The organism is Kineosporia rhizophila, from assembly GCF_021277265.1.
GTDB classification, from domain to species: Bacteria; Actinomycetota; Actinomycetes; order Actinomycetales; family Kineosporiaceae; genus Kineosporia; species Kineosporia rhizophila.
This window is the reverse complement of record NZ_JAJSOH010000005.1, coordinates 253,740-277,539: the sequence shown is the minus strand read 5'-3', so window position 1 is coordinate 277,539 and position 23,800 is coordinate 253,740. Positions and strand designations below refer to the sequence as shown.

At 68.1% G+C, this 23,800-nt stretch carries 15 protein-coding genes and 1 pseudogene; 3 read left to right on the top strand and 13 right to left on the bottom strand.

The window, feature by feature from the left end:
- Positions 1-136: 136 nt before the first annotated feature.
- The 12 genes and pseudogenes from LWF15_RS11365 to LWF15_RS11310 form a co-directional block, all read right to left on the bottom strand.
- A complete protein-coding gene (locus LWF15_RS11365) occupies positions 137-469 on the bottom strand; it encodes a hypothetical protein (protein ID WP_232810406.1) in 333 nt (110 codons plus the stop codon).
- A gap of 192 nt (positions 470-661) precedes the next feature.
- On the bottom strand, positions 662-1,249 hold the full coding sequence (locus LWF15_RS11360; RefSeq protein WP_232810405.1) for a hypothetical protein: 588 nt from the start codon (positions 1,247-1,249) through the stop codon (positions 662-664).
- Positions 1,250-1,318: 69 nt separating this feature from the next.
- A complete protein-coding gene (locus LWF15_RS11355; protein ID WP_232810404.1) occupies positions 1,319-2,851 on the bottom strand; it encodes a type IV secretory system conjugative DNA transfer family protein in 1,533 nt (510 codons plus the stop codon).
- A gap of 594 nt (positions 2,852-3,445) precedes the next feature.
- Positions 3,446-4,534: a C40 family peptidase gene (locus LWF15_RS11350; RefSeq protein ID WP_232810403.1), complete on the bottom strand. Its 1,089-nt coding sequence runs from the start codon at positions 4,532-4,534 to the stop codon at positions 3,446-3,448.
- A gap of 83 nt (positions 4,535-4,617) precedes the next feature.
- A complete protein-coding gene (locus LWF15_RS11345) occupies positions 4,618-6,147 on the bottom strand; it encodes a hypothetical protein (RefSeq protein ID WP_232810402.1) in 1,530 nt (509 codons plus the stop codon).
- Entirely contained in the window at positions 6,144-7,625 is a 1,482-nt protein-coding gene (locus LWF15_RS11340) for an SCO6880 family protein (protein WP_332879891.1), read from the bottom strand. The genes LWF15_RS11345 and LWF15_RS11340 overlap by 4 nt, the downstream gene beginning before the upstream one ends.
- Complete coding sequence (locus LWF15_RS11335; RefSeq protein ID WP_232810400.1) at positions 7,622-9,118, bottom strand: hypothetical protein; 1,497 nt, start codon at positions 9,116-9,118, stop codon at positions 7,622-7,624. Before LWF15_RS11335 ends, LWF15_RS11340 begins: the two co-directional genes overlap by 4 nt.
- A 36-nt stretch (positions 9,119-9,154) precedes the next feature.
- Positions 9,155-10,015 (bottom strand): hypothetical protein, encoded by an 861-nt coding sequence (locus tag LWF15_RS11330; RefSeq protein ID WP_232810399.1) that lies wholly within the window; start codon positions 10,013-10,015, stop codon positions 9,155-9,157.
- Positions 10,015-10,314 (bottom strand): hypothetical protein, encoded by a 300-nt coding sequence (locus LWF15_RS11325; protein ID WP_232810398.1) that lies wholly within the window; start codon positions 10,312-10,314, stop codon positions 10,015-10,017. The genes LWF15_RS11330 and LWF15_RS11325 overlap by 1 nt, the downstream gene beginning before the upstream one ends.
- On the bottom strand, positions 10,314-11,495 hold the full coding sequence (locus LWF15_RS11320) for a hypothetical protein (protein WP_232810397.1): 1,182 nt from the start codon (positions 11,493-11,495) through the stop codon (positions 10,314-10,316). Before LWF15_RS11320 ends, LWF15_RS11325 begins: the two co-directional genes overlap by 1 nt.
- Positions 11,496-12,103: 608 nt before the next feature.
- A complete protein-coding gene (mobF, locus tag LWF15_RS11315) occupies positions 12,104-18,040 on the bottom strand; it encodes a MobF family relaxase (protein ID WP_232810446.1) in 5,937 nt (1,978 codons plus the stop codon).
- Between the two features lie 535 nt (positions 18,041-18,575).
- A pseudogene (locus LWF15_RS11310) lies at positions 18,576-19,730 on the bottom strand (IS110 family RNA-guided transposase).
- A 450-nt stretch (positions 19,731-20,180) separates the two neighbouring features.
- Here LWF15_RS11310 and LWF15_RS11305 point away from each other — a divergent pair.
- The 3 genes from LWF15_RS11305 (at position 20,181) to LWF15_RS11295 (ending at position 23,322) form a co-directional block, all read left to right on the top strand.
- Positions 20,181-20,732 (top strand): hypothetical protein, encoded by a 552-nt coding sequence (locus tag LWF15_RS11305; protein WP_232810396.1) that lies wholly within the window; start codon positions 20,181-20,183, stop codon positions 20,730-20,732.
- Positions 20,733-20,777: 45 nt separating this feature from the next.
- Complete coding sequence (locus LWF15_RS11300) at positions 20,778-21,473, top strand: DUF305 domain-containing protein (protein ID WP_232810395.1); 696 nt, start codon at positions 20,778-20,780, stop codon at positions 21,471-21,473.
- A 214-nt stretch (positions 21,474-21,687) separates the two neighbouring features.
- Complete coding sequence (locus LWF15_RS11295) at positions 21,688-23,322, top strand: copper resistance CopC/CopD family protein (protein WP_232810394.1); 1,635 nt, start codon at positions 21,688-21,690, stop codon at positions 23,320-23,322.
- Between the two features lie 131 nt (positions 23,323-23,453).
- Here the strand turns inward: LWF15_RS11295 and LWF15_RS11290 are convergent, their stop codons facing one another.
- On the bottom strand, positions 23,454-23,786 hold the full coding sequence (locus tag LWF15_RS11290; protein WP_232810393.1) for a metal-sensitive transcriptional regulator: 333 nt from the start codon (positions 23,784-23,786) through the stop codon (positions 23,454-23,456).
- Positions 23,787-23,800 lie beyond the last annotated feature (14 nt).

Genomic DNA, 23,800 nt, shown 5'->3' with positions numbered 1-23,800 from the left:
CTTCGAAGACGGGCTGCCGTCCGCGTCGATCCCCGACCGGACCTGGAGGCCCCCTGTCGGCTGCCGCTCACCGGCCCGGCAGGATCCCCCGGGATCGGTGTCGCGACAGCCGTCGCGGCCGATGCAAGGTGCGGCTCTACCTCGCCGGCGTTGTGTGCGGGAGCGGTTCCCAACCCGGCAGGTCCAGGCCCGGGACTCGCAGGTGTTCGGTCCCCGGCTCCGGTTCCAGGTAGACCAGCTCCTGGAGCGCCTGCGTCTCCGCCGTCAGGCGAGCGGTCTTGCGGGCCTCCACCGTCTGCAGGTAGCTGGCTTCCGGCTCCATCGGTGCGGTCTCCTGCCCGGCCACCACCTGATCCGTCACCTGCTGCCCCACCTGCGTGGCCCACGCCTGCGGGTCGCTCATCTGCGCGAACTCCGTCGGGCGATAGGTCCGGTAGTAGCTCAGGGCGATCTGCCCGTACTGATTCATCGCGGTTCCCCATTCCGTGGACGTCGAACTCTGACAGTTGCGCGGTCGGGTAGGAGCTGCCTGCATCCGAGGGCACCGAGTACGGGCTCGCCCCGGTCTGAGCGTCAGAGTCATGAGCACCTGCTGTCGCCTGCGTGCTTGCAGGAACCAGCGTAGGCCCATCCACCGGCTCCTGAGCGCCCGGCCCGGCGCTCACGGCGTCCTCCCGCGACCGGATCCGTTCAGGACGTCAGAAAGGCTGGAATGCTGCTCCGAGTCAGTAGCTTTGGTGGGCGAAAGGTTCTGGTACGGGTTGGGGGTATCGGTGTCGGCCGCGAAATGCTCACCGCGCTGAAACATCGCCGCCGGGGACTGGAACGACTGCTGCCGGGCACGCCCCGGCCAGTCCATGTGCTTACCGTCGCGGCACGAGGAATCCCCCAGCCGATCCCGCAGCCTGTCCAGGAAATACGCGAGGGTGTAGCGATGCCACTCCTCCAGAGCCGCCGGATCAAAGCTCTTTTCGGCGTTGAGCCGCTGGCAGGCCAGCAGCGGCAGCTCATGGGCGATGTGCGGGTGGGCGGGCCAGCAGGCCGGAATCATCTGGGTCGGTCGCCACAGCAGCTGGGCGTTGATCCAGCCGGCGACCAGGTCGCACCAGTGCCAGATCTGTGCACGCAACGGAGCCGGGCACGTACCGGGATCCCAGGGCCGGGGCAGCTGGTGCACGTCGCCGAGGGCTTCGATGACGTCCTGGTCGCCCGCGGCCACCATGGCCATGGCCGCGGCCGTGCGCTCCACGTCCTGGGGCGGTCGGGGGAAGGGCCAGACCATCGGGTCCAGTGCCGGCGGTCGTGAGGGAGTCATGACTTACCTCCATCCCTGGTGGGTGGGTGGGTCGTCTGTGAGGGCTTGTGTTCCTGGCTCGGGTTCCGCTGGAACGCTTGGTGTCAGGCGGGCCTCGCGGGAGTAGGCCAGAGCGCGGGCTGTTTCGACGGCGACGTCGACCTGGACTCGTCGGGCCTGGCCGACTCGCTCTCGTGCGTCGCCGAGCTCGGACAGGAGACGCTGCCCGGAGGATCCGTCGATGCAGCGCGTCAGGCGGGCCACGATCGGTGCGGCGTTCTCGGCGATGACGAGCGCCTGGCGCTCGGGCAGGGTGCGGATCTGCTCTGGCCGCAGGACGGGGACATCCTCACCGGCGTGGGACGTGCCCACTCCTCCCGGTCCGTCCGTGAGGGTCTGCCGGGAGATCCTGGTCGTCCCAACAAGATCGGACACTTCGCGATTGAAGGCGTAATCCTTGCCTCCACCGAAAATGACCAGCACATTGGTCAACCCGAACAGCGATCGGGCTTCGTCCTCACCGTAGGAGACCACCAGCTGCCGCCAGGTCTGAGAGGCGTAGATGAACGACAGTCCGAGCGCCCGTTCGTTCGCCATCCGCACGCGCAGCGTCGGCAACGGCGTCGTCGACGGCAGTTCGTCCAGACAGGCCAGGAAGCTCGGGGCCAGGCGCCCATAGGGGCTGGCGGTAGCCATCGCCAGGGCCGTGTCCAGGACGTGCTCAGCCACGGCGGTCATCAGCGGGGAAGCGGAGGCGTACGGATCCTCTCTGCCCAGAAGGTATATCGTGCCGTTGTTCTCGATCAGCGAGCGGACATCGGTAGCCGGGTTACGGGTTGAGGGAACACACCGCTGCCGGATCGCTGGCTGAAAGAACAGCGACATCGCCTGCTGGGTGGTCGTGATGGTGTTCCCGACCGTGTCCGGCGACCCGTGCAACGCGCCTGCCAACAAGCCGTCCCAGAACCTGGCGGACGCCGGGTGCTGTCGCAAGATTTCCATCGGCTCTTCGGCGGCGACGGGATTGGCCACCCAGGACAGGACGTGCTCGACAGAGCGTCCGGTCAAGGCTGCGGCGTGAAAGAAGCCTTGGAGGACTTTGGCGCTTTCGGCGGCATAGAAGCGGGCGGCGTTGTCGGCTTTTCCGCCACTGACAGCTCCGGACACCGTTCCCGCGGTGAACGCTTTCGCTCGACGTTCGGCGACCGCTGGGTCAACGCATCCGGCGACCGGATCCCACACCAGGGCCGGCAGTCCCGGAGCTTGACCGAACGGGTCCAACACAGCGACCGGGCCGCGACGCTGACGGCGCCCCACGCTCAGCAGAAGATCATCCAGCTTGGTCAACGTCGTGATGGCCGGACCGGGATGATCCAACAGCGCCGGAACCAGCAAGTCCAAGGTCTTGCCCGACCCCTGGGCTCCGAAAACCCCTGCAGTGCGGTCGTAGGGAACCCACAAGTCCACACCGCGGGGAAAGCGGGAACGACCCAGATGCCATCCGACCTGATTCGGCTTCCAGCCCTTGCTGGCCGACCTGCGCACCGTGAGCCTCATGATCGGGAACTCCTCCTCCCAGTTGCACTTCGCGGATCGAGGTCAGACGTGCGGATGGTCGGTTGTTGCGCGTGTCGTGGTGCCTTGGACCGCACGGTCCTGGCGGGGGAATCGCGTGCTGGGCGCTTGCCGGTGAGGTCCGGGCGGATCACCGGGGCGACCTTGCGCAGTCGGGCCAAGCCGAGGACCTGGGCCGCTTCGTGCCGGCTGGCCAGTCCGCGCCGTCCGTCGTTGGGCAGCCGAACCCGAAAGACCACCCAGGCGAATAAACAGGCGGCTGTCGCTGCGAAGAGCTGCCCGAGAATCGCCCCGGTGTAGATCGCTGCGGGCCCCGGCAGCTGGCTGGCCTGGTGCACCTGCCAGCCTTGGTCCGGGTTACCGGTCGCCAGGCCTCGGACAACCTGGACCCCCGCAGCTGAGGTTTCGGGCCAGATCCAGGTTCCGGACGCCAGAAGCGTGACTGCGCTGACTCCCGCCACCGCGCACCACGCACAGGTCAGGACGATGCAGGCGAACACGATCAGGGCCAACTCGCCCTGGCGACCGATCGGGGAAGGGTCACGAGATGGTCGTGCACTCATGAGCGTCCGCCTTTCATGCGATCCGCCGAACGGCCAGGGGCTGCGCCCATTCGCCCGCGATGTCGCTAACTTTGACCACGTCTCCGCTCTTGGGCGCTTGAACAAGGAGGCCGTCGCCGAGGGCCATGCCGACGTGGCGGGGATCGTTCGGGCCGCTGCCGTCGCCCAGGATGAAAATCAGATCTCCAGGGCGGACCTGATCGATCGAGACGGCGGATCCGCTGACTCGTTGCCCGACCGTCGTTCGGGGGATGGTGATCCCTGCGTGTGCGTACGCCTGCTGGAGAAGGGAGCTGCAATCGCAGCGCCCCCAGGGATCACTGCCGTGAGGGTCAGTGCAGTGACCGCCGTACTTGTACGGAGTTCCGAGCTGCTGCAACGCCCAGCCGATCGCCGTCCGCACCGGGGCCGACGTTGACGGCGGAAGCTCATACCCCTCGGGAAGAGCCACGCTCTGACCGAGGTCACTGATGACGGCGGGACAAGCATCCTGACCACTCAGCCGCGCCTGGATCGCCTCGCCCGTGGTGGCACCCTCGGCGGGCCACATGTCGGCTACGAGCTCGGATGCCTGGTCCTGCCACGCGCTGTAGGCCGAAGGGAATGCTGAGCGCTGGACGGCCTGTGCCGCTTGAGCGAGGGGCATGTCCTGCCAGCCAGCGATGTCCATCAGCCCTGGCTGACCGGCCTGACCACCGTGAAAGAACATGTGCGCCGCCGTTGCTGGGTCGGTGCGCTGCTCGGCGGGCGCCCAGGCTCCACGCTGCTGGAACAGCCCCAGACTGTCCCGGTCCCCGTACGTCAGATTGCGCAGACTGGACTCCTGGAGCGCCGTGGCTATGGCGATCCGGGCGGCCAACTGCTGGTCTCGCTCGGGCAGCGGCAGCGCCGACGCAACGCTCACGATCGTCGCGACGTGCGCGCGGACCGTCTGATCGACGCGGATCGACTTCTGCCTGTCCGCGGTACCTCGTGCAGCGGCAGCGTTGGTGATGGCCACATCGCTGGTGCAATTGGCGGTGTTGACGCCCAACGCGACGCCAGCCGCCGTGACGATCAGGAACAGCAGGAACGGGACGGCCAGCACCGGGATCAGGAGCACCGTGGAGGTGGCTCCGGCATCGCTGCTCGGCGGGTACCGTCGATCGGAACGAGCCGGGCGGAGGCCAGTGATGTCAAGGTGGGTCATCGGCGAATCGCCTCGTTGGTGTCGGTGAGGACGATCTCGCTGGCGGAGCGGACGGCGGCGACTTTGAAGGCTCGCTGGCCGACGATCCACAGGGCACGGCCGGGTGCGCCGGTGGCCCAGTGGGTGACGACCTGTTCGGCCATCAGGGAGAGGCCGAGCATGCCGGCGAGGTCTTCGCCGATGCGTTCATCTTGTCCCAGAAGAACTTTGGTGGAGCACAGGTGAATGAGGTCGCGGGCGATCGCCACGGCCTGGGAACCTGCGTCCCCGACGGTGAGCAGGTCGCTGGGCTTGTGGGCGACGATGATCTGGACGCAGCCGTCGCGGCGGGACAATCGCAGGTCGCCATCGAGGGCTTTGACGGCATCGACGCCCAATCGCATGACTTTCCAGGCTTCGTCGCGCACGACGATCATGGGAGCGGAGCCGGGTTCTGCGGCGTCGGTCATGGCGCGACCCCAACTGTTGAGCGCGGCCAAGCCGATGCCGATGGCCTCGTCCCCCAGCGGCTCCAGCCGGGCCAAGGACAGCGACTGCACCGGCGCATCCCAATCGACATCGATGGTGGTGGGTGCGTCGAAAAGGCCGGCCAGGTGTCCTTTGACCAGGGATCCCAGCGCGTCGCGCAACGAGCGGGTCTCGTCGAGCATGTGCTGGCGGTTGCGGTAGCGGGCTGCGTGGATCATGGCGTCGTCGGGATTGTCCAGGGCGTGCCAGACGTGGGGGATGGTGACCTCGCGCAGGTGGGTGCTGCCGTCGGTGTACCCGGTGAGCTGGCGAAGGATGTGCGCGATGGCGTTGGCGATGGATGGCCCGCACACCACGCCCTGGGATCCGATCAAGCCCTGGAGCAGCATCTGCCATCGGGAAAAGATGATCGCTGCCCGGCGCTGTGCCTCTGAGGCGGTGAGGTTTTCCCACCCGGTGGCCAGCGGTCCGGCATCGAGGGGGTTGATCCGTGCGGGCAGTCCAGGGCCGATGGCATGAGGAGCCACGCCGAGGGCCCGGCACATCGGTTCGTATTCGTCCTTGACGTCTCCGAGGACCAATGTGCGGTACCCGTAAGCCATCATGCGCAAGCAGAACGTCTTGATGAGAGAAGACTTTCCGCGGCCGGGTGATCCGAAGACTGACATGTTTGGGTTGGTGACGCCTGCTTCGCCGCTGAGGGTCCAGCCGATCGGGTCAGCGTGAAAGGCTCCCCCCGACAGCCAGTCGATACCCACGAGAGCACCGGTCGCCGGCATCGCGTCGGAGGCGATGAGCGGCCATACGCCGGGGGTTTGGTCGCTGGTCATCTGCCACACCGGTAGCGGGGCGGGTACGGGTGCCCACCCTGCCCCGGCGCGGCGGTGGCCGCGCAGCGGAATCAGCCCGCCGAACATCGACGTCGGCGCTGGTGCCATCGGTGCGCTGGGGAGTGAGGGCAGGTGGTGTCCGAAATCTTCGGCCAGGGCGCTCAGGTCGCGTCCACCATGGCGTCCAAGGTGGCGGCCGGGGCCGTGCCGGCGGTTCGAGCGGGTCATAGCAGGCTCCTGCCGGGAAGGCCGATCCCGAGCGGGATCGCAGCGGCGGCGAAGCCGCTGTCCTGGGCCAGATCCAGGCGAAGGGCGGTGAAACCGGCCGCACGCACAGAGGCTTCCAATCGGCGTCCGTGGTCCTCCACCGGCCAGGTTGAAGGCACGGTCACGCACGCAACGGCTGCGGTTCGAACCAGCGCCCTGCCCCCGGCCAACTGGGCATCGGTATCGGCCACGCGGGAGGCGTCGCGGTGGTGAGCGGCGCGGCTGGTGAAGCCGAGTCGGTGGCGGACTTCTGCGGCGGATGTGGAGGACATGGCGGCTCGGCCGACGAGTCGGTCGGCGTGCTGAGCCTGGATGGGCGCGAAGAAGATGGTGACGCAGCGGCGTTCGCCGATGCTGGTGGGTGTGAGCACCGGCGCGAGTGCTCCCATGACGGCGCCGCGCTGGGGCAGGAGCAGCGCGGACGTCACGCTGGACCAGGCGTCGTGGGTGTAGGAGCGCCACCCCGGTGCCGGGGCATGGGTGGGTCCGGCCGCGCTGATCGGAAACGCTGTCGCTTGATCGTTGAGGCCGGCGCGGTCGCCGGGAGCAAATCCGGTGCGGATCACCGCTGCCAGGGTCGGCGATTCCAGCCATTCGACCTGGGTGCAGCCGATCGCGCCCATGAGCCCGGCTTCCAGTTCGTTCATCAGGGAGGCCAGGACTCGCGCTGTGCCGTCGATGCCGCCGCCGGCGGATTTGACCTGACGGGCGATCTTGCGGTCCTCGACGCGCACGGACACGTAGGTCTCGGTGCGCACGCCGGTGGCCAGCACGCCTGCGCTCAGTTCCCGGTCGATCTGCAAGGCCAGGGCGGGGGCGCTGCGGCGAAGGTTGGAGCGTTGCCACGCGGCACGTTCGGAACCGTCGTCCGGCACCGTCCTCACGTGCAGAGCGATGACCGAGACCAGGTCGGCGGTCATAGCGCCTTCGAGGAGCCCCGCCAGTCCCTCACCCATCCGCTCCCGAGTGCCGGCCTCAGCCATGCCGATCCCGGGGTGGCTGATGCGAGCCACCACGCACCAGGTACGCGCGGCAAGGTCCTGGACCAAGGCCGGACGCCGCAGCATCGGCCCGAACGGTGGGCCGTCATGGACCCTGATGCCGGCCAGGACACCGGGCAGGTCGGCCTGTTCACCGGCCTGTCCGGCGGCGGCCGACGAGCGCCAACTGCTCCAACCCATGGATCCTCCGATCTGATGAAGGGCGACGTCCCGCAACCACTTCGCTGTCACTCGTCCCCGAACGGGAACGCCGATGCCGGTGACCACCGTGAGCCAGCCGAGTAGGCAGAGGGCCGCGGCGCCCCAGTTGCTGGCGCTGATCGCAAGCAACAGCGGGGAGGCGCTGAGCACGGTCAGGACCCACGCCGGGCCGGATAGCCCGAACAACCAACCCCCGCGTTCGGGAGCCCAATCGCCGTACCGAACAACCGGGTTCATTTCCCGCTGCCCTTCTGGCCCGATCCGGTCGAGCCGCGTGAGCCGTGCTGACCACCTGATCCGGGAGCAGGGTTCTGGCCACCCGCTCCGGGAGTTCCCGGGCGCGGTGCGCCGCTGGACTGCGGGCTGACCGCACCACCCGGCGCAGCCGTGGGCGAGCTCGTTCCGCCGGTATCAGGCGCTGGAGGACGCGGCTGCGCGGGAGTGGTCTGGGCCTGCTGGGGTGGGGTGCGGCGGCGGGGTGTGCCGGTGTCGGTGGACGTGGCGGCCTGGTCGGCTGGGCTCATGCTGTAGCCGGGTGAGCCGATTCCGGTCCCGCCGTAGATATCCGCGCTCAGGTCGGCCATCCGCATGCCAGCTCCGGCGACGGTCTTCACTCCGGCGCCGAAACTGCCCAGGGCCGAGGTAATCCGGGACTGCGTGGCGGAGTCGGCTTGGTGTTCGCCACCGGAGCGGCCATCACCGGCAACTGCGGTAGCGGCTCCCGTAGGACCGCCCACGGCTGCCCCAGCTGCTGCCTTACCCAGGGAGGAAGCGTTCTGCGAACCCTCCCCTCCGCCTCCTCCGCCGCTGGCACCGGCGACGGGGTTGCCCAGGATGCGTCCGCTGGCCGATCCCCATGCCTGGCGCAGAGCGGCGCCGGAGGGGGTGCCGGGATCGACCCAGGCCAGGAGCCTGTAGAGCGCCAGTGGGGAGGCTGCGGCGACTACGACGACCCCGGCGGCGATGATGCCGGTCCCGATGGCCTTGGGAGTGCTGGATCCTGCGCCGGCGATGTCGGCGTTGGCGACTTGGACTCCGACGCCCAGGACGAGCGCCTCCGTGGGTGCCATGAGGACGGCGGCCAGACCCCAACGTGCTTGCTTGGCGAAGATCGGGGCGCCCACCTGGGCCAGGAGCCCGGCGGCCGTAATGGGGGTGACCGCGGCCAGCACGATGAGGGCCGCGCCGCGGAACACGGCCATCGTGATGATCATGAAGGTGGCCGGGATGATCAGAAAGACGCTGGTGATGGCCAGGATCGTGGCGAGGGTGGCGTCGGTGATGTCGCGGGGCCAGCTGACCTCGGTGGTGAATCCGGCCAGTCCGTCGGCGTGGAGGGTCTGCTGGAGGATCGCCTTCTGCAGGGAGCTGGCCGAGACCACCAGGGCGGCCCAGACGCTGGTGAAGCTTCCCCACACCAGTGCGTACTGGACGATGCCGAGGAAGATCCGGCCCAGCGACTGGCCGTCCCGGCGGATCAGCGCGACGGTGAGCTGGACCAATGCCAGCAGCGTCGCCAGTGATGCCGACAGCCACAGGGTGGTTCCAAGGATCGAGCGCAGCGGGCCTTCCTGGGACAGGTCCGGGGAAGCGAAGGTGTCACTGATCCGGAGGGCCAGCTCCAGCAGCGTCAGGCTGGCGTTCCACAGCAGCGTCATGACCCAGATGACGGCTTCGGAGACACCCTTCACCAGGCCCTTTCCCAGGATGGAGAGCGGGTTCAGGTCCATCGCCGACCTCCTCGGTGGGTCAGGCGGCGCCTGCGCTCAGGCATCGGCCAAGTCCTTCCAGCCGGCGTCTAGGGCGGCGTCGGTGTCCGGCCAGACGGACTGCGGCACGGCGGGCTCTGGGCCGGGTCCGATCTGCCAGCGGCCCTGGGACCAGACCATGCGCTGGCAGTCCGCGACGGCTGCGGTGGCGTTGCCGTACAGGGCTGTTTCGACGGCGAAGTTCACGCACGCCACGACGTAGTCGTCACCCACCGTTCCCTTGACCATCCCCATCGCCGGGGTGAAGCGCACCGATAGGCGTGGCGAACCCGTGCTGGGAAGCTCAGCGCCGGAGAGCAGTTCGGCCATGGCCTTGCTCGTGGACCAGGACTCGGGCGTTGGCCCGCCCTTCATCGCCCACCCACTGATGACAGCTCGTACGCCTGGCAGGGAGGCGGACTCCATGGCCGCCTGATCGATGGCGGCCAGCTGCGCCACCGCACCTTCGGGGGTCTGTGGGTACCCGGTGCGCACCCCGGTGGCGTCGATGCCGGTCGGTCGGGGCAGCACCATCAAGGGCGCCTGCCGCGTGGTCAGTTCCGAGGGTTCGTGAGCGTAGGGATTGCCGTTGTCCGGCATGGGCCGCTGCGCCAACTCGTCCCGCTGCTTCTGCACGTCCGGCGCGAGTCCGGCGTCCTGAGCAGGATCGGGTTCGATACTCAGCGGCGCCGCGGCGGCGGCCGGTGTGCTGGAGTCGGAGCCGATGTCCTGGAGGGTCTGGACGATGAAGAGGCCAAGGCCCCACAGGAGCATCCCCGCGATGATCAGGACCGAGGCGATGAAGGCCAGCAGGCGAAGTTTGTTGCTGTGCGGCTGATCGCGGTGCAGGCGGCGCACCCGGATGTGTCGGCGCGCCATCACACGCACCCCTTACCGGTGATCCCGGAAACGATCCCGGGCAAGATCACGAAGAGGACAGCCCCGCCGATCACGGCCATGATCACTTCCAGGCCCAGACGCGCACCCTTGGGGTGGCCGGTCAGGCGGCCGAAGACGAGCATTCCGGCGCCGGCCACGGCCGCGATCGCCAGGATCACCAGCACGGCCCACAACGTCCAGGACGTGAAGTCGTCGGCGTATTCCTGCACTCCGGTCGGGGCTTCGGGACACACCTGCGCCGCACGCAAGGCGGCACTAGTGACACGGGTGGACAGCATTAACGGATCTCCTCGGTGAAAGTGGTTGATGAAACGACGGTCTGGCTGGCAGTGCCCGGAAACGGCGATGCTGGGAAAAGGAAGGAAGGCGGAGAGCCGTCGAGCTGGTTTGTCGGCCGCTCCGCCAGGAGTTCCCACACGTGGCGGCCAGCGGCGGAGACGGCGCGCGGGAGCGGCGCTGTGCTCGGCCCGTCGGAGAGGCTGCGTGTGATCGGGAGCCCGATCACACGCTGATCGGCCAGCATCCGGGCCATCACCGGTTCTGCCGCCGCAGCCACCGGCCCGCGCCAGCGCGTTCCCCCCACGCTCACGACGGCCGTGACGAGCTCGAGGTCTACTTCGCTCTGCCGAGCCGTCACGGCGACTGTCGCCATGGGGTGGAGCTGCTGGAGGGTCCGGATGGCTTCCTGCGCGGCGGTGATGCTGGCGACGGTGGGCCGGCAGACGAGAACCACGGCGTTGGGCCACCCGCTCTGGACGGTGGCGGACCACCACGGTGATGTGGTCGTGAGCGCGCCGCCGTCCACGACCAGCAGCCCCTGGGCGGACAGGAGGGTGGTGGCCGGCGCGGCGGGCGGCCAGTGCTCGGGGACGGTCGTGCTCACCGGAACCCGGTCGACGATCACGTCGCCACGGCGTCCGCGCTGCCAGCCGTCCCCGACGATCCCGAGCTCGTGCTCGGTCACAGCGAGCAACCCCGGCACGTGATGTGACGGCCGCAGGCCGTCACTGTGACGTGGAGCCTCGACGAGATGGACCTGGTGTGACTGTGACGCCGCTTCGGCCAAGGCCAACGCTGTGACGGAACACCCGTCACCGGGCTGGGCCCCGATCACCAACACGTAGGGGCGAGGCAATGGCCCGGGACCGGCTGTGATGTGCGAGCTGTGACGAGGCGTTGCGGTCGCCGACGTGCTGCTCGCGCTCGGCCAGGACTCGGTGCCGTCCGCTCTGTCACGCCCGACGCCGTTGCTGAGGCGTGGTGTGATGTCCGAGGAGGCCTCGTCCGATTCGCCGTTCGGGCCCGGGGCGCCGTCCTGCATCTGCGCGCGGAGGACCTGCTGGAGCTGGGCGATGGACATCAGCCGGCCGGTGATCGGGTGAACGTCCCGGCCGTCCAGCCATGGCCCTCGGGCGCCTCCACGTTCCTCGTGCCCGTCCGTCGCGCTCACCTCGATCACGTCCCATCCCGGTCCCCGGCGGCGCAGGTCGCTGCCTGCAACGACGTTCCAGCGGGCGTGTCCCACGGGCCGTCAGCACGAACCGGGGTGACGTCACCCCGGCCAGGGGTGACAAGGCGAGGGACGGGGTGACACCGCGAAGGAGGGAACCGTCAGCCGGGTGACGGACTGGGGTGACGGCCGGGGTGACGAGCCCGGAACCGCCGACCGCCGGGGTGACGGCCAGGGGCGAGGACCACCAGGAGGGGCTACCTGGTGACCGAGAGATGGTGGGTCGAGGTGACCGGCGGCTGTCGTTGTCCTGTTCCAGCTGTGACCGGTGGTCGGCGTCGCGGCTGTGACCGACCGGGTGGCCTTGTCGCGTCACTGGCGGGGCGCCCGGTCACACCATCTCCGTCACGGGAAGGTCCGTGTCACGGTCACAGACCGCCCGGTCGTGCTCTCCACCGTCGTGGCGACGTGACGTCACAGGAGCGGTCACAAGGGCTGTGACGTGCTTACACGTCTGGTGTGACGTCAGGCGGCCGAAGGCAGCGGGGGTGTGACGGCTCCCGACGTGGTTCCCAGCGAGCCGGGACGGGGTGATGACGGACAGGACCGGCGGAGAGTCAGCGTCGGACAGGTGTGACGGCGGCCGGTCGTGAGGTTGGTGGTGCGGGCCGTGGCGTTCGGTTGGACGCGATGGCTGGAGCGCTGTGGGCGTGGGGGGCTGCCTCGCGCAGCAGGGACGTGACGCTCTCCGGGACGAGGTCCAGGTCACGGCCCAGCTGATCGGCGAGGCGTGGCCAGTGGGCTCGTGGTTGGCGGGTGATCAGGCGGGCTGCGATACGTCCCACCCTCGCGCGTTCCTCGATGAACTGGCGATCGATCTCGCTCATGTTGGTGGCCAGCGCGGTGATCAGGTGGCTGGCCAAGTCGTGGTGGTGATCCATGCGGTTGCGCAGCGCTGATGCTCCGTCGCTGGCCAGGAGCTGGGCGGGGTCGGTGCCGGGGTCCAGGACAACGCGTCCGAGATCGGAGACGCCGACGTCGGTGAGGAGGTTGTAGACGTGTTCGGCGGCATGGTCGCCGGCGGAGTCGGCGTCGGTGGCCACCAGGAGCCGGTGTTCTGGCGGTGGCGCTTGCTGTTCGTGGCCGTGGCTGTCTTCGGCCATGACCCGGGCGCTGGCGGCGATCGGGCGCTGCAGCTCGGTGGGGTACTGGGCGAGGCTGGCGGCCAGGAGGTGGGCCTGGTGCGGGGTGAGGGCTGTGCCGAGGCTGGCGATCCCGAGGTAGCGGCCTTGACCGGCCAGGGTGACGGCGAGGGCGTCCAGCGGTCCCTCGGTCAGGACGAGGGTGGCGCCGTTGCGGATGGCTTGATCGCTCCCTGCCAGTCCGAAGAGACTGCGGCCCTTGCTGTAGAGCGTGCTCTGGGCCGTGTTCAGGTACTTGGGGCCGGCCTTGTCCCGGAGATGCTCGGGGGCGGCGTCGTGGCGGGGGTGGCGTCGGGCAACGAAGCCGACCACATCCATGGTGTCCGGCTGCGATGGGCTCTGGGCGTGGATGGCGAGCACGAGGCGGTCCCGGAAGGCATCGATCAGGTTTCCGGTGCGAGCTCGCTTGGCCAGCCCTGAGGTCACGAGTTCTTCGTCCGTTGCGTGGTGTTCGGCCTTGAGATGGTCGATGAGCGTGGTCCAGCCAGCTGGGGCATAGCCCGCCCGGTGGCCGGACGGCAGAGCCTGTTCCGGCATCAGGCCCAGGCGCTCGCGCAGGTACGCCTGTGCCCATGAACCTTCCAGCTGGTGGCTGTAGAAGTCAGCAGCCGCAGCGCTCAGCAGCCGGGCACGCTCGACGTCGGGACCGGGCTCCTGGTGGGATGGTTCGACGGGGTGCGGCGTTTGAGCGGCGGGGTGATGCTCGCCGGTGGGTGATGCCGCAGGGGCGAGGTAGAAGGCGTCGGCCGGTGGCTGGGTTTCCTCGTCCAGGGGATCAGGTGGTGTATCCGGGTCGTCATCGGGCTGCGTTGGTTCGTGCAGAGCGGTGAGCGGGAAGCGATGCGCGCCCTCGTCCGGCGTGGTGCTGTCGGTCAGCAGCGCCAGAATGTGCCTGGTCAGGCCAGGGGTGACATGGGACCGCGGCACTGCCCTCAAGGGGTTATCCGTGGTGTCACCCTGCGGAGTCGACGGCGGGTACACGTCGCGGAGGTGCTCCACCGCGACGGTGAGTATCTGCACCGTGTTCCAGCCAGCGCAGGTGGCGGCGTGAACGGCCTCCTCGAGTGCGTCGAAGCTGCGCGCATGCAGCACCTGCCTGACGAGGTCTTCGCCCAGCAGAGGGATCAGCTCCAGCCACCAGGGATCGCGCAGCGCTTCCATTGCATCGACGGCATCAGCGGCCGGCTCCGTGCTGGGGAGGGATGCGTGGTGGACGGTCTCGTGGATGCGCCACCACAGGGCGGAGGCTGGGTGTTCATCGGGCAGGGGATCACCTGCGTCGTCGGCTGGTAGGACGTGGTGGAGGACGGCTCGAACGTCGGTGCCTGCCTGGTGGAGTTCGCTCAGTCGTGCGGCGAGTTGCGGCCACCAGGGGTCTTTCAGCACCCGCGTGTGTGGTTCGGGGATCAGGAGCGACCAGTGATGCGAGCGGGACTTGGGATGGTTCAGCAGCTGCTGAAGTCGCCGACGTAGGGCCTGGTGGTGACGGCGTTCGTCGGCCCAGAGCGGCTGCGGCCCGATAGCGGAGGCGTCGCTGTCCGGGATGTCTTGGCTGGCCCGCCAGACGGCCAGGTCGCCCAGGAGTTCGCGGGCCTGCTGGGCAAGGCCAGAATGCTGGTCGTCCCGCGGGAGTTCCTCGTCTGCGGTCGTGATCAGGGCAACCAGAGGGGTGGCCCAGGCAGGCGTGGTATCTGCGCTCCAGATGTCAGCGAGAGCGTGCACCTCTCGTGAGGCTTCCACGGTCAACTGGGCACGGGCCCGCAGGTATGGCCCCCACAAGGGATCCTCGTCCAGGGCAGGCGGCAGGTCGGGATGCCACGGCATGCCGGGTGATCCCGCTCGTGGGTTCGCGGCGGTGCGTGCATCGGCCTGGGCCAGGCGCCAGTCGAGCACGGCGGCCACGTCGCGGGCTGAGTCCAGTTCCTTGTCGTTGGCCGCGTCCGTGAGGCGGGCGATGGCGTCGTCAGTGCTGGTCAGGGCGTAGCGGGCGAGACGGTTGGCCAAGGTCGGCCACGCTGGCGCCAACGTGAGCTCCGGAACGACAAGATCGGCGGCTTCGGCCAGGTCCTGGATCCGCTCGGTGCCCAGGGCTTGCTCGATGCCGGCGTGGAGCGCGTCGTAGTACCTGGCGGCCAGGTCGCGTAGCCGTGTCCCCGGGTCACGAAGTTGGTGGATCGTTGTGGTGGCGGAGACCTGGGCGCCGTCGCGGCGCAGGATTCTGGCGATGAGGTCGGCAGCGGTCGGGGGCAGGAGCGTGTCGCGATAGATCAGGGAGTGCTCGTCCCCGTCGCTCGCGCTCGCCAGGTACAGGTCGTTGCGCAGTCGCCCGCGGGTCATCGCCACATACAGCAGCTGGCAAGTCAGCTCTGCCGCCCGGGCGACCAGGTGCGCGGTGTCCACCGAAAGCCCCTGCCCGGCGTGGACGGTCGCCGCGTAGCCGAGCCGGACGTGTTCGCGGACGTACTCGGCGGGCAGCAGGGCTTGGCCGCCGGTGCGGTGATGTCTGACCAGCAGTCCCCCGTCGGGGGTGACGGACTCCACCAGCCAGCGATCACCGTTCATCACCCACCGCTCGTCACCCTGACCGGTGCCGGCTGGGACGCCGGTGCTCGGCGGCGGTTGGTAGCGCAGCGCTCGGGCGTTCCTGGTGGTCAGCACGGTGTCACCCGCGCTGGCCTGCGTGGTGTCGGCCAGCGTCACCTCCTCGACACCGGCGTTTGTGTCGCTCAAATGGTTCTGGTTCAGACGGTCCTGGCGGGCTTGCAGGTTCAGGGCGGTGACGAGGTCGTGCGTGGGTGCCAGAAGGATCGAGTCCAGGCCCGCGGCGAGATCTTGCTGCCAGGCCCGGTACGCGTGTCCTGGGGCGGTGGCGTCGTCGCCGACGTGGACACGCTGGTGGTCCAGGTACCAGCCGATGGACGCCTCGTCCCCGGCACGCAGCGCCAGGCTCGCGGCTCCTTCGACGGGGTCGGCGAAGCGGACGACCTGGTCGAGGGTGGCCGCGCCGTACCGGCGGACCACGTCCTGGAGCACGCCACCGGCACCGACTGCCGCGAGCTGCTGGTCGTCCCCGATCAACCGGACCGACGCGCCCGTCTCGACGGCGATCCGGGCCACCGCCGCCAGGTCTGCGGTCGAGGCCATCCCGGCCTCGTCGATCACGATCAGCGTGTCCGGCCCGATCCGCCGCGCCCACTCCTCATCGTCGGCGCCACCTGGCACAGCGGTGGAAAGCTGCGCGCTGGTGCGGACATGCAGGAGCTTGGCGATCGTGTCCGTCCGCCCGTCCAGGCGTCCTCGCAGGACGTCCGCAGCCGCTGCCGACGGCGTCAACCCCAGCACCCGGCCACCGGCGGACGTCCAGGCCTGCGACACCAGGCCCAGGGCCGTGGTCTTGCCCGTACCGGCCGGGGCCAACCCCACCTGCAACCGTGCCCCGGACAACGTCAGCTCCCGAACCAGGCCGGCCTGGCCCTCGTTCAGCTCGAACCCGGCCTCAATCTGGCCGATGGGCGTGTTGGCCATGCCCTCCAACAGGGCCAGCTCGACCTCCACCGGGTCCAGCCGAACCCCATCCGCGCGGCCGGCCAGCTCGATCAGCGCCTGCTCGTCATCCAGAACCTGCCGTGACGTCCAGCGCCGATCCTGCACATGCCGGTACACCGACGTCCTGTCCGCACGCAGCAACACCTCCGGTACCGCTGCACCACCCCGCCCCTCGTGCCCGGCCGAAAGAGCCCTCTCGACACCCGTCGCGTGCTGGTCGACGTCGTCCGTGTCCCCGGGGTCAAGACGTATACACAGCTCCAGAGCCCGTATCTCCAGCTGATTGATCAGCTGGTCGAGTTCGCTGATGCTCCAGTTGTTCTCGCTCGTGGACCGGATCTGCCGCTCGGCCTCTGCTCGCAGGTGCGTCTGGCTCCACGTGGCGCGGCTGGTCGCCACGATGTCCACCACCCGGCCTGCCAGGTCCTCGACGCCGTTCTCCAGGCTCGACCTGAAATCGTTCACGGGCTCCGACGGAGATGCTCCGCTGAGGGCGTCGGTCGTGACCTGGTCCAGGGCCTCGGGCGAGCCGAGTTCGTCGATGGCTTCCTGCCGCCAGGCGGCGCGTTGCTCAGCGAGCGAGCGGAGCGCGTGCTTGCTTGGGCGGGTTTCCAAGGTGGCCTGCTGGGCCAGCCGGACGGCTTCCACCGAGCTTGGGGGGCGACCGTGCTTGGCCTGAAATCCCGAGGACAGCTCTGCTCGGCGTTCGTCGATGGCTGCCCGTCGAGCCGACCACCGCTGTAACAGGGCTGCCGGGACGCCGATGATCTCTCGCACGACTCGCTTGCCCGGCGTGGCCGATCGGGCGGCGAACCGCAAGCCCAGGCGCTGCCCCAGCTGGCCCTCCAGACGGGTGTTGTAGCGCTCGGAGGCCGCTACCGCCATGGCGTGGATCGGGCGTCCGTCCAGTGCGCGCCAGCGCCCGTCCAACGTCTGCACCTTGTTCGAGATCGCGACGTGGGTGTGGAGATCCGGGTCCCCCGAGCGGGAATCGCGGTGCACGAAGACCGCGGCGATGAGCCCACGCACCGGGACCTGGCGGATACCGTCGCGGCCCAGCCGGGTGAACGCGGCCTCGTCCTCCAGCCACGACATGACATCCCGCACGGCGGCCTCGTGCGCCTGGCGGATCTGCTTGGCCACCTCGGGCGGGGCAATCGCCCACAGGGCGCTCACACTCTTGACCGGCGAGAACGACAGGTCGTAGCCCGCCACTGACGTTGTGCGCTGGCGGGTCAGCCGGGCCATCCACCCGGCCCGTTCCCGATCATCCAGCGACCGGCGTCCGTATTGCTCGACGAACATCGCCTCGGCGACCTCGCTGCGAATCCGGGCACGTACCGGCTCAGGCACCGCCGATCTCTCCGGCTTGCCACGAATCCGGTTGTGCCGGGCGAACGCCGCCCGCATCCGCTGGCGAAACTGGGACTCCTCCTTGTACACGCGGTAGCGAGCGCCGAGCTTGCCCATCGCGTCTACCTGCTTGCGGGGCAGCCCGGCAGTCTCCAGTTCCTTGCGCAGGCGAGCTGCGTCGGGATGAAGGCCATGCCCGAACAGCGCCAGCATCTGCTGCTCCGTGACGATCGAGCCCTCGACCGGAGAGACGCCGCTGACACCGTCCGGGAGCGAGCTCAACGCGTCATCCAGACCAGCCAGACCGCGTCCCATCCACACGCCGGGAGCCTCACCCCGGGCGCTGTAGTACGCCTCCAAAGACGAGAACCCGCGCTCGCTGACATCGTGCGCAGCCACCTGCCGCGTCAAGTAGCGATAGCCATCTCCAGCGGTGAGCTTGTGCAGCGACATCACCGGACCACCGTGCGCCGTGAGTGTCTACCGCAGCGTCACCCTGGCCCGTAGCTCTCGTGGATGAGGGTTTGATCGTCGTCATCGGGTCAGTACAGATGCCTGGGTTAGTGTTTGGCGGGAGGACAGGTCAGCGCGAGACCACGGCAGCGGCTGAGGCTCCGAGGATGGGGAGGAGTCCGGGTCTGCGCTGGTGAGGATGATGGTCTCCTCGCCGCGGAGGTAGACCAACGGGCGGGTCGTTCAGGGTGAAGACTGGGAATGGGAGATTTCGTCTAGGCCCAGGTGCAGGGTGTCGCCGTGTGCCAGCACATGGACGCGGGTGTCGGTGCCGTCTGGTTCGAGGAATGCGAACCCTTACACGGCCTGGAATGGCCGTCGTGTTGCTGCGGATGCAAGGCGACGGTGTCGATCGTTTCTGGCGGGGTTCCGGCAGGGATGGGGTCGATGAACGCTCGCAGGGCTTCGGCGACCCTGATCGGCGCGGGCTCATCAAATCTGACCCAGCGCAACTGGCCTGCCGCCGGGGGTCCTGTCAAGCAGCAGCGGTAGTTGCTGCAATCCCTACAGTAGGCCGGGACTGGTAGGGCTTGCGGTCGCGGAGCACGGCGAACAGGACGTCGGTTCGTCTGCGTGCGAGACAGACGATTGCGACGTTGTGACGCTTGCCCTCGGCTCGTTTGTGGTCGTAGTAGGCACGGCTCTCCGGGTCCTTGAGGCTGGCGAATGTCGACAAGGACAGAGCGTTATTCAGGGCCTGGTTGCCTCGCCGCGAAGGGATTGTCCGCGGATGGAGGAGCCGGAGCAGCGGGTGACGGGGGCCAGACCGGCGTAGGCGGCCAGGTGTGCGGCGGTGGGGAACGCGGAGCCGGCGCCGATGGTGGTGAGGATCTTGGTGGCGGTCCTGAGGCCGATGCCGGGCATCGAGCTCAGAAGCGAGGCAAGAGGGTGGGCCTCCAGGCGGGCCTCGAGTTCCTTGGCCGGCTCGGCTCGCTCGGCCCGGACGTCTCGCGGTTGGGCGGCGACTTCGGCGATGACCCGTCCGAACTTGGCGGTGGCCGGGATGGTCCGGGTCTGCCCGGCCAGAGCGGTGACGATCTGTGCGCAGGGTCTTGGCAAGCAGAGGCAATCCGGGCTAGGCGCTGATCGCGCTTTGGTCGAGGTGACGCAGGTCGGCCGGGGTCGGTGTTGCGGCCAGCGGCGCGATTACCCCGGCCGGTCAATATGCTTGCCGAGCAACCGTTCCAGCGCTGGATGAACGTGCGGCAGGGCATCACGCAGTCGGGTGGAATGAGCGGTGAGGTCGTCGTATCCGGCCAGGACACTCAGACCGGCGATGGGTTCGTCGGTGCCGACCCGGCGCAGGGTGTGGGGCATGGTGCGGGCGGCATCGGCGATGACGTAGGCGTCGCGGGCGTTGGTTTTGCTCTCGCCTGGATACAGGTCGGCCATGCGGCGCATGGCCAGGCCGGGCAAGTAGGCAACGTCGATGCTCGGAAGGCGGGTTACCGCAATCACGAGTGCTCCGATCGAGGCCGGCTGATCCACGATTACCAGGACCCGGCCGTGGGCCTGCAGGCCGGTCAGGACATGCGACGACGGCCTGCTCGTTCGGCAACGCCCGATCGTGGATCTTCTTGCCGGACGGGTCCAGGGCGCAAGCGTGGTGGTCGGACTTGCCGACGTTCACTCCGCTAGACGTCGTATCTGCCTGTCTCGTTCTTGTTAGTTCCCGACAAAGTCGCCCCCGTGATCGCCCCGATGCAGACCAGCCTGGCGCCCGTGCCGACAGCCACGTTACGACAGACCTCTACGTTCGGGCCGGAGGTCTATCAGCGGTCACTTGGCGCCTCCGGCCCCGGTGACAATAGCCCCCGGATCATGAGTGATAGGGGAAGTAAGCCATGCCGGGCCTAGCGGCCCGCAACGCCGTCTGGGGTCGATCTAGAAGGTAACGGGGTCGTCCGTCGAGCCTGGTGCGGACGGCATCTGAGGACTGCGCACCGGGACGAGTTCCTCTAGTCTTGAGCTGATGTCCGTGATGAGGGAACGACGAGGTGGGGGCCCAAGCGCCCGGCTTCGACCTCTGGCGTACCTGCGCGGGCACGTCATCGGCAGGCTGCTCTTGCTGGTGGCCCTCATGGCCGGGCTGCTGGCCATGCATGCCCTCAGCAGCGGCCATGGCAAGCATGTTGTCTCGCCGATTGCTTCCCCTGACGGCGATGAGCACGTGCACAGCCGAGACCACCATGGCAGTGACACTGCCGGTGTGGGTGACGCGGGCGATGCTCTGACGGAGGTCGCATCCATAGGGGTTGCCGTCCTGGGCCCGCCCTCTGGTGAGGGCGAGCCGGCGGCTCTGAATGTGGAACAGCCCGACAACGCGGTCTTGGCTGTGCCGTTGGCTGATCATGCGGACCCGGCGACGTCTCATGAGCTGTGTCCGGATTGGCTGCCAGGACATTGCCCGTCTGTGCTTTCTATGGCGCCGATGTGCCAGGCCGTTCTGACCGGTGCAGGCCTATCCGTGCTGTTGGTCCTGTTGCTCGCGTTGGCAGTTGAAGTGTCGGGGTGGGTCCTGACCGTATGGGAAGTGCTGGCTCAGGCCGGACGAACCCGCTGGAAACCGCCCCGAAACGACCTTCGGGCTGCGGGCCCCTGCCTAACGGAACTCTGTATCAGTCGCACCTGAGATGCCCCGGCGCACGTTTCTGCCGCCTTTGTGCAAGAGCCGGTGATGGGTTCGTTCGCCTTCGCACTTCAGTTTCAGCAGACTTTCGATACGAGGGGCTTCTTTATCATGCGCGCAACGCCAACCAATAAATTCTGTATTGCTCTGCCGGTCGCCGTCGCCCTTCTTCTGGGTGGCTGTGGCGGCGAGGACGAACCGGCTGCCGGCTCGAGCAGTGCCGCCAGTTCCAGTGACGCCACCGGCACGGCGCAAGCCGAGCCGTCGTTCAACACCGCTGACATCGACTTCGCCAAGAGCATGATTCCGCATCACGCTCAAGCGGTCGAAATGGCGGACCTGGCCGCGGACAAGGCCACCAATGCCAAGGTCAAGCAGCTCGCGGCCCAGATCAAGGCCGCTCAGGCGCCCGAGATCGAGACTTTGTCGGGGCTGCTGTCGAGCTGGGGTGAACCCGTGCCCAGTTCCCAGGACAGCGAGGCCATGGATGGTATGGACCATGAAGCGGCCGGCCACTCCGGGATGATGATGTCGGAGCAGATGAAGGAGCTCGAAGCGGCTAGTGGCGCTGAGTTCGACCAGATGTGGGTGGACATGATGATCGAGCATCATGAGGGCGCCGTCACGATGAGCGAGGCACAGCTGCGAGAGGGCTCCAGCACTGAGGCCAAGCAGCTGGCCCAGACCATCGCCGACACCCAGGCCAAGGAAATCACCGAGCTTCAGAGCATCGACCTGGCCTGACATTCCGTCCCGCACCGCACTCGGTGCGCGAATCTGACTGATGTCTGGCTCATCGGCTGGGCAGGACTTCATCCTGTTGGTGAGGTCCTGCCCGGTCGCTTCACGCACGGATGCGCCTTGCACTGCAGGCGCCAGCAAGCGCATGAAGGCACGCGTGCTGTGTGGGGTTTGCTTTGCGACGCGACCATAGCCTTGGCCCCCGGCAAGGAGCGACATGATCAAACAAACTGCGTCCCAGCGTTCACAGTGGCTTCGTCGGCTGCTGCTGGTGGTACTCGTGCTTATCGGCAGTCTGATGGTGGCCTACCCTGCTGCCGCCCACCTGAAGCTGGTGTCCACATCCCCTGGCGACGGCGGGATCTTGAAGAACCCAGCGGCCGGTGTGAGCGTCACCTTCAGCCAGAAGGCCACTCCTCATGGGGACGGGTTCGCCCTTTACGATTCGGCTGGGCAGTCGGTGCCGGTGCAGACCCGTACGACGGACGACGGTCTCACCTGGAAGGTCAAGCCCACCAAGGCACTTGAGTCAGACGGTCGCTACGGCCTGACGTGGAGTGTGGCCGCCGGCGATGCCCACCCCATGTCGGGCACGATCACGTTCCGGGTAGCGCAGACGTCTCCGACGACGCCGCTACAAGAGGCTGCGCCGGAGGTATCCACGGGCAGTTCCCCCCATACTTCCCCGTATACCTCTCCTCATACCGCGGGCAGTCAGCATTCGCCCTCAGATTCCGATGCTCATGAGCAGATGCCCGGGCATGCGAGCGGTGAGCACGGCGCAGACGAGGACGGGGCGGCGTTGGATGCGTTGTTGGCCTCTCAGGAAGAGGAAGGCTCGTCGCTCGTGGCTGCCGGCGCCGCTGGGGCTCGCTGGTTGTGCTTCGCTGGGGTCTTGATCTCTGTCGGGGCTCTGATCGTTGTCGTGACGACTCTGGTCGGGTCCTCAGGGGACGTGCGGCTGGCCGAACGTGTCGTGCGAGCGGCGGCGGGTCTGGCGGTTGTGGGCGCTCTGGGGGAAGGAGCCTGCCTGCTGTGGGAGAGCGGTCCGCAGGTGCCGTGGTCGCCGGCCCTGGCTGTTGGATTGCGTTTGATCGCTGGGATGGCTCTGCTCGTCACCCTCCGCCTGGTGCCGCACGGTGCAGGTGGACGTCGTTCTCACGATGTGCCGGCTCTGCCAGGAACTCCTAAGACAGGCAGATACGTTCCGGTCGACGGTTGGCAGCGGCAGCCAGGCAACAGAACTCAAGATGTCAGAGGCCGCTCCGCGCAGCTGCTTCTGACGCCCCCGGTGCGAACGGGGCGGGTACGCGGGGTCCCGAGTGCGCCCGGGACAACAGCGATTATCTGTCTGCTCATGCTGTTGTCCTTCGTGTTCGATGGGCACACCGTGAGCGTCGGTCCGAGGCTGGTCACCGCGGCGGCTGATCTGGCGCACACTGCTGCTGCTGCGGTGTGGGTGGGAGGCGTTGTCCTGCTGGCTGTTCTTCTCCTGGTGCGAGCCCGTGCCGGGGTGCCGACCGGGGCGGGGGAATTGGCGGTGCGGTTCTCTGTGCCGGCTACCGCCGCCGTTGTCGTGGCCGGTGTTGCCGGCACCGCCTTGGCCCTCCTGATCCTCGAGAGCCCTGGGGACCTGTTCAGTACCGCCTGGGGACGCGTCATGATCATCAAGCTGGTGCTTGTCGCGATCGTCGCCGTCATGGGTTACGTCAACAACCGTTATGCCCTGCCCGCTCTGGATGCCTGGCGGCCCGGCACGGCTCGTCTGCTCAGACGTACGGTCGCAATGGAGGCGATGGTCATGACCGCGGTCCTGCTGGTCACAGCGGTCCTGGTGGGCTCGCAATCGTGAGCCGAGCCCGGCAACCGTCTTGGCGTGCCGGGCTCGTCACCTCGTTCTCGGCCCCAGGCACGTCAGATCGGGAAAGACGGGTCCGCTTGCGGACATGGCTCCATCCGCCGAACACTTGGGCCTGAAGGCGTTTATCGCACGAGCCGGGCGATGGCTGCGCTGGCTTCCTTAATCTTGACGTCTGCGGCTTCTTCGTCGTCCGAGCGGGCGGCGTCTAGTACGCAGTGTTTGAGGTGGTCGTCCAGGAGGCCGAGGGCCACGGCCTGCAAGGCGCTGTTCAGGGCGCTGATCTGGGTGAGGATGTCGATGCAGTACTTCTCCTCCTCGACCATCTTGGAGATACCGCGGGCCTGGCCCTCGATGCGTTTGAGCCGGTTGAGGTAGCGGCGCTTGTCAGTGATGTAACCGTGCTGGTGCCCCTGGGAGGCGTCAAGTTCGGGCTGGTCATCCGGGGTCGAGGGCATGCGGCGGTCCTTCG

What these genes read in the sequence shown, in the direction of transcription:
- LWF15_RS11365 (WP_232810406.1), bottom strand. Translation starts at nt 469, where the DNA reads ATGAATCAGTACGGGCAGATCGCCCTGAGCTACTACCGGACCTATCGC.
- LWF15_RS11355 (WP_232810404.1), bottom strand. Translation starts at nt 2,851, where the DNA reads ATGAGGCTCACGGTGCGCAGGTCGGCCAGCAAGGGCTGGAAGCCGAAT.
- LWF15_RS11345 (WP_232810402.1), bottom strand. Translation starts at nt 6,147, where the DNA reads ATGACCCGCTCGAACCGCCGGCACGGCCCCGGCCGCCACCTTGGACGC.
- LWF15_RS11340 (WP_332879891.1), bottom strand. Translation starts at nt 7,625, where the DNA reads ATGAACCCGGTTGTTCGGTACGGCGATTGGGCTCCCGAACGCGGGGGT.
- LWF15_RS11335 (WP_232810400.1), bottom strand. Translation starts at nt 9,118, where the DNA reads ATGGACCTGAACCCGCTCTCCATCCTGGGAAAGGGCCTGGTGAAGGGT.
- LWF15_RS11330 (WP_232810399.1), bottom strand. Translation starts at nt 10,015, where the DNA reads ATGGCGCGCCGACACATCCGGGTGCGCCGCCTGCACCGCGATCAGCCG.
- LWF15_RS11325 (WP_232810398.1), bottom strand. Translation starts at nt 10,314, where the DNA reads ATGCTGTCCACCCGTGTCACTAGTGCCGCCTTGCGTGCGGCGCAGGTG.
- mobF (WP_232810446.1), bottom strand. Translation starts at nt 18,040, where the DNA reads ATGTCGCTGCACAAGCTCACCGCTGGAGATGGCTATCGCTACTTGACG.
- LWF15_RS11305 (WP_232810396.1), top strand. Translation starts at nt 20,181, where the DNA reads ATGGCCGGGCTGCTGGCCATGCATGCCCTCAGCAGCGGCCATGGCAAG.
- LWF15_RS11300 (WP_232810395.1), top strand. Translation starts at nt 20,778, where the DNA reads ATGGGTTCGTTCGCCTTCGCACTTCAGTTTCAGCAGACTTTCGATACG.
- LWF15_RS11295 (WP_232810394.1), top strand. Translation starts at nt 21,688, where the DNA reads ATGATCAAACAAACTGCGTCCCAGCGTTCACAGTGGCTTCGTCGGCTG.
- LWF15_RS11290 (WP_232810393.1), bottom strand. Translation starts at nt 23,786, where the DNA reads ATGCCCTCGACCCCGGATGACCAGCCCGAACTTGACGCCTCCCAGGGG.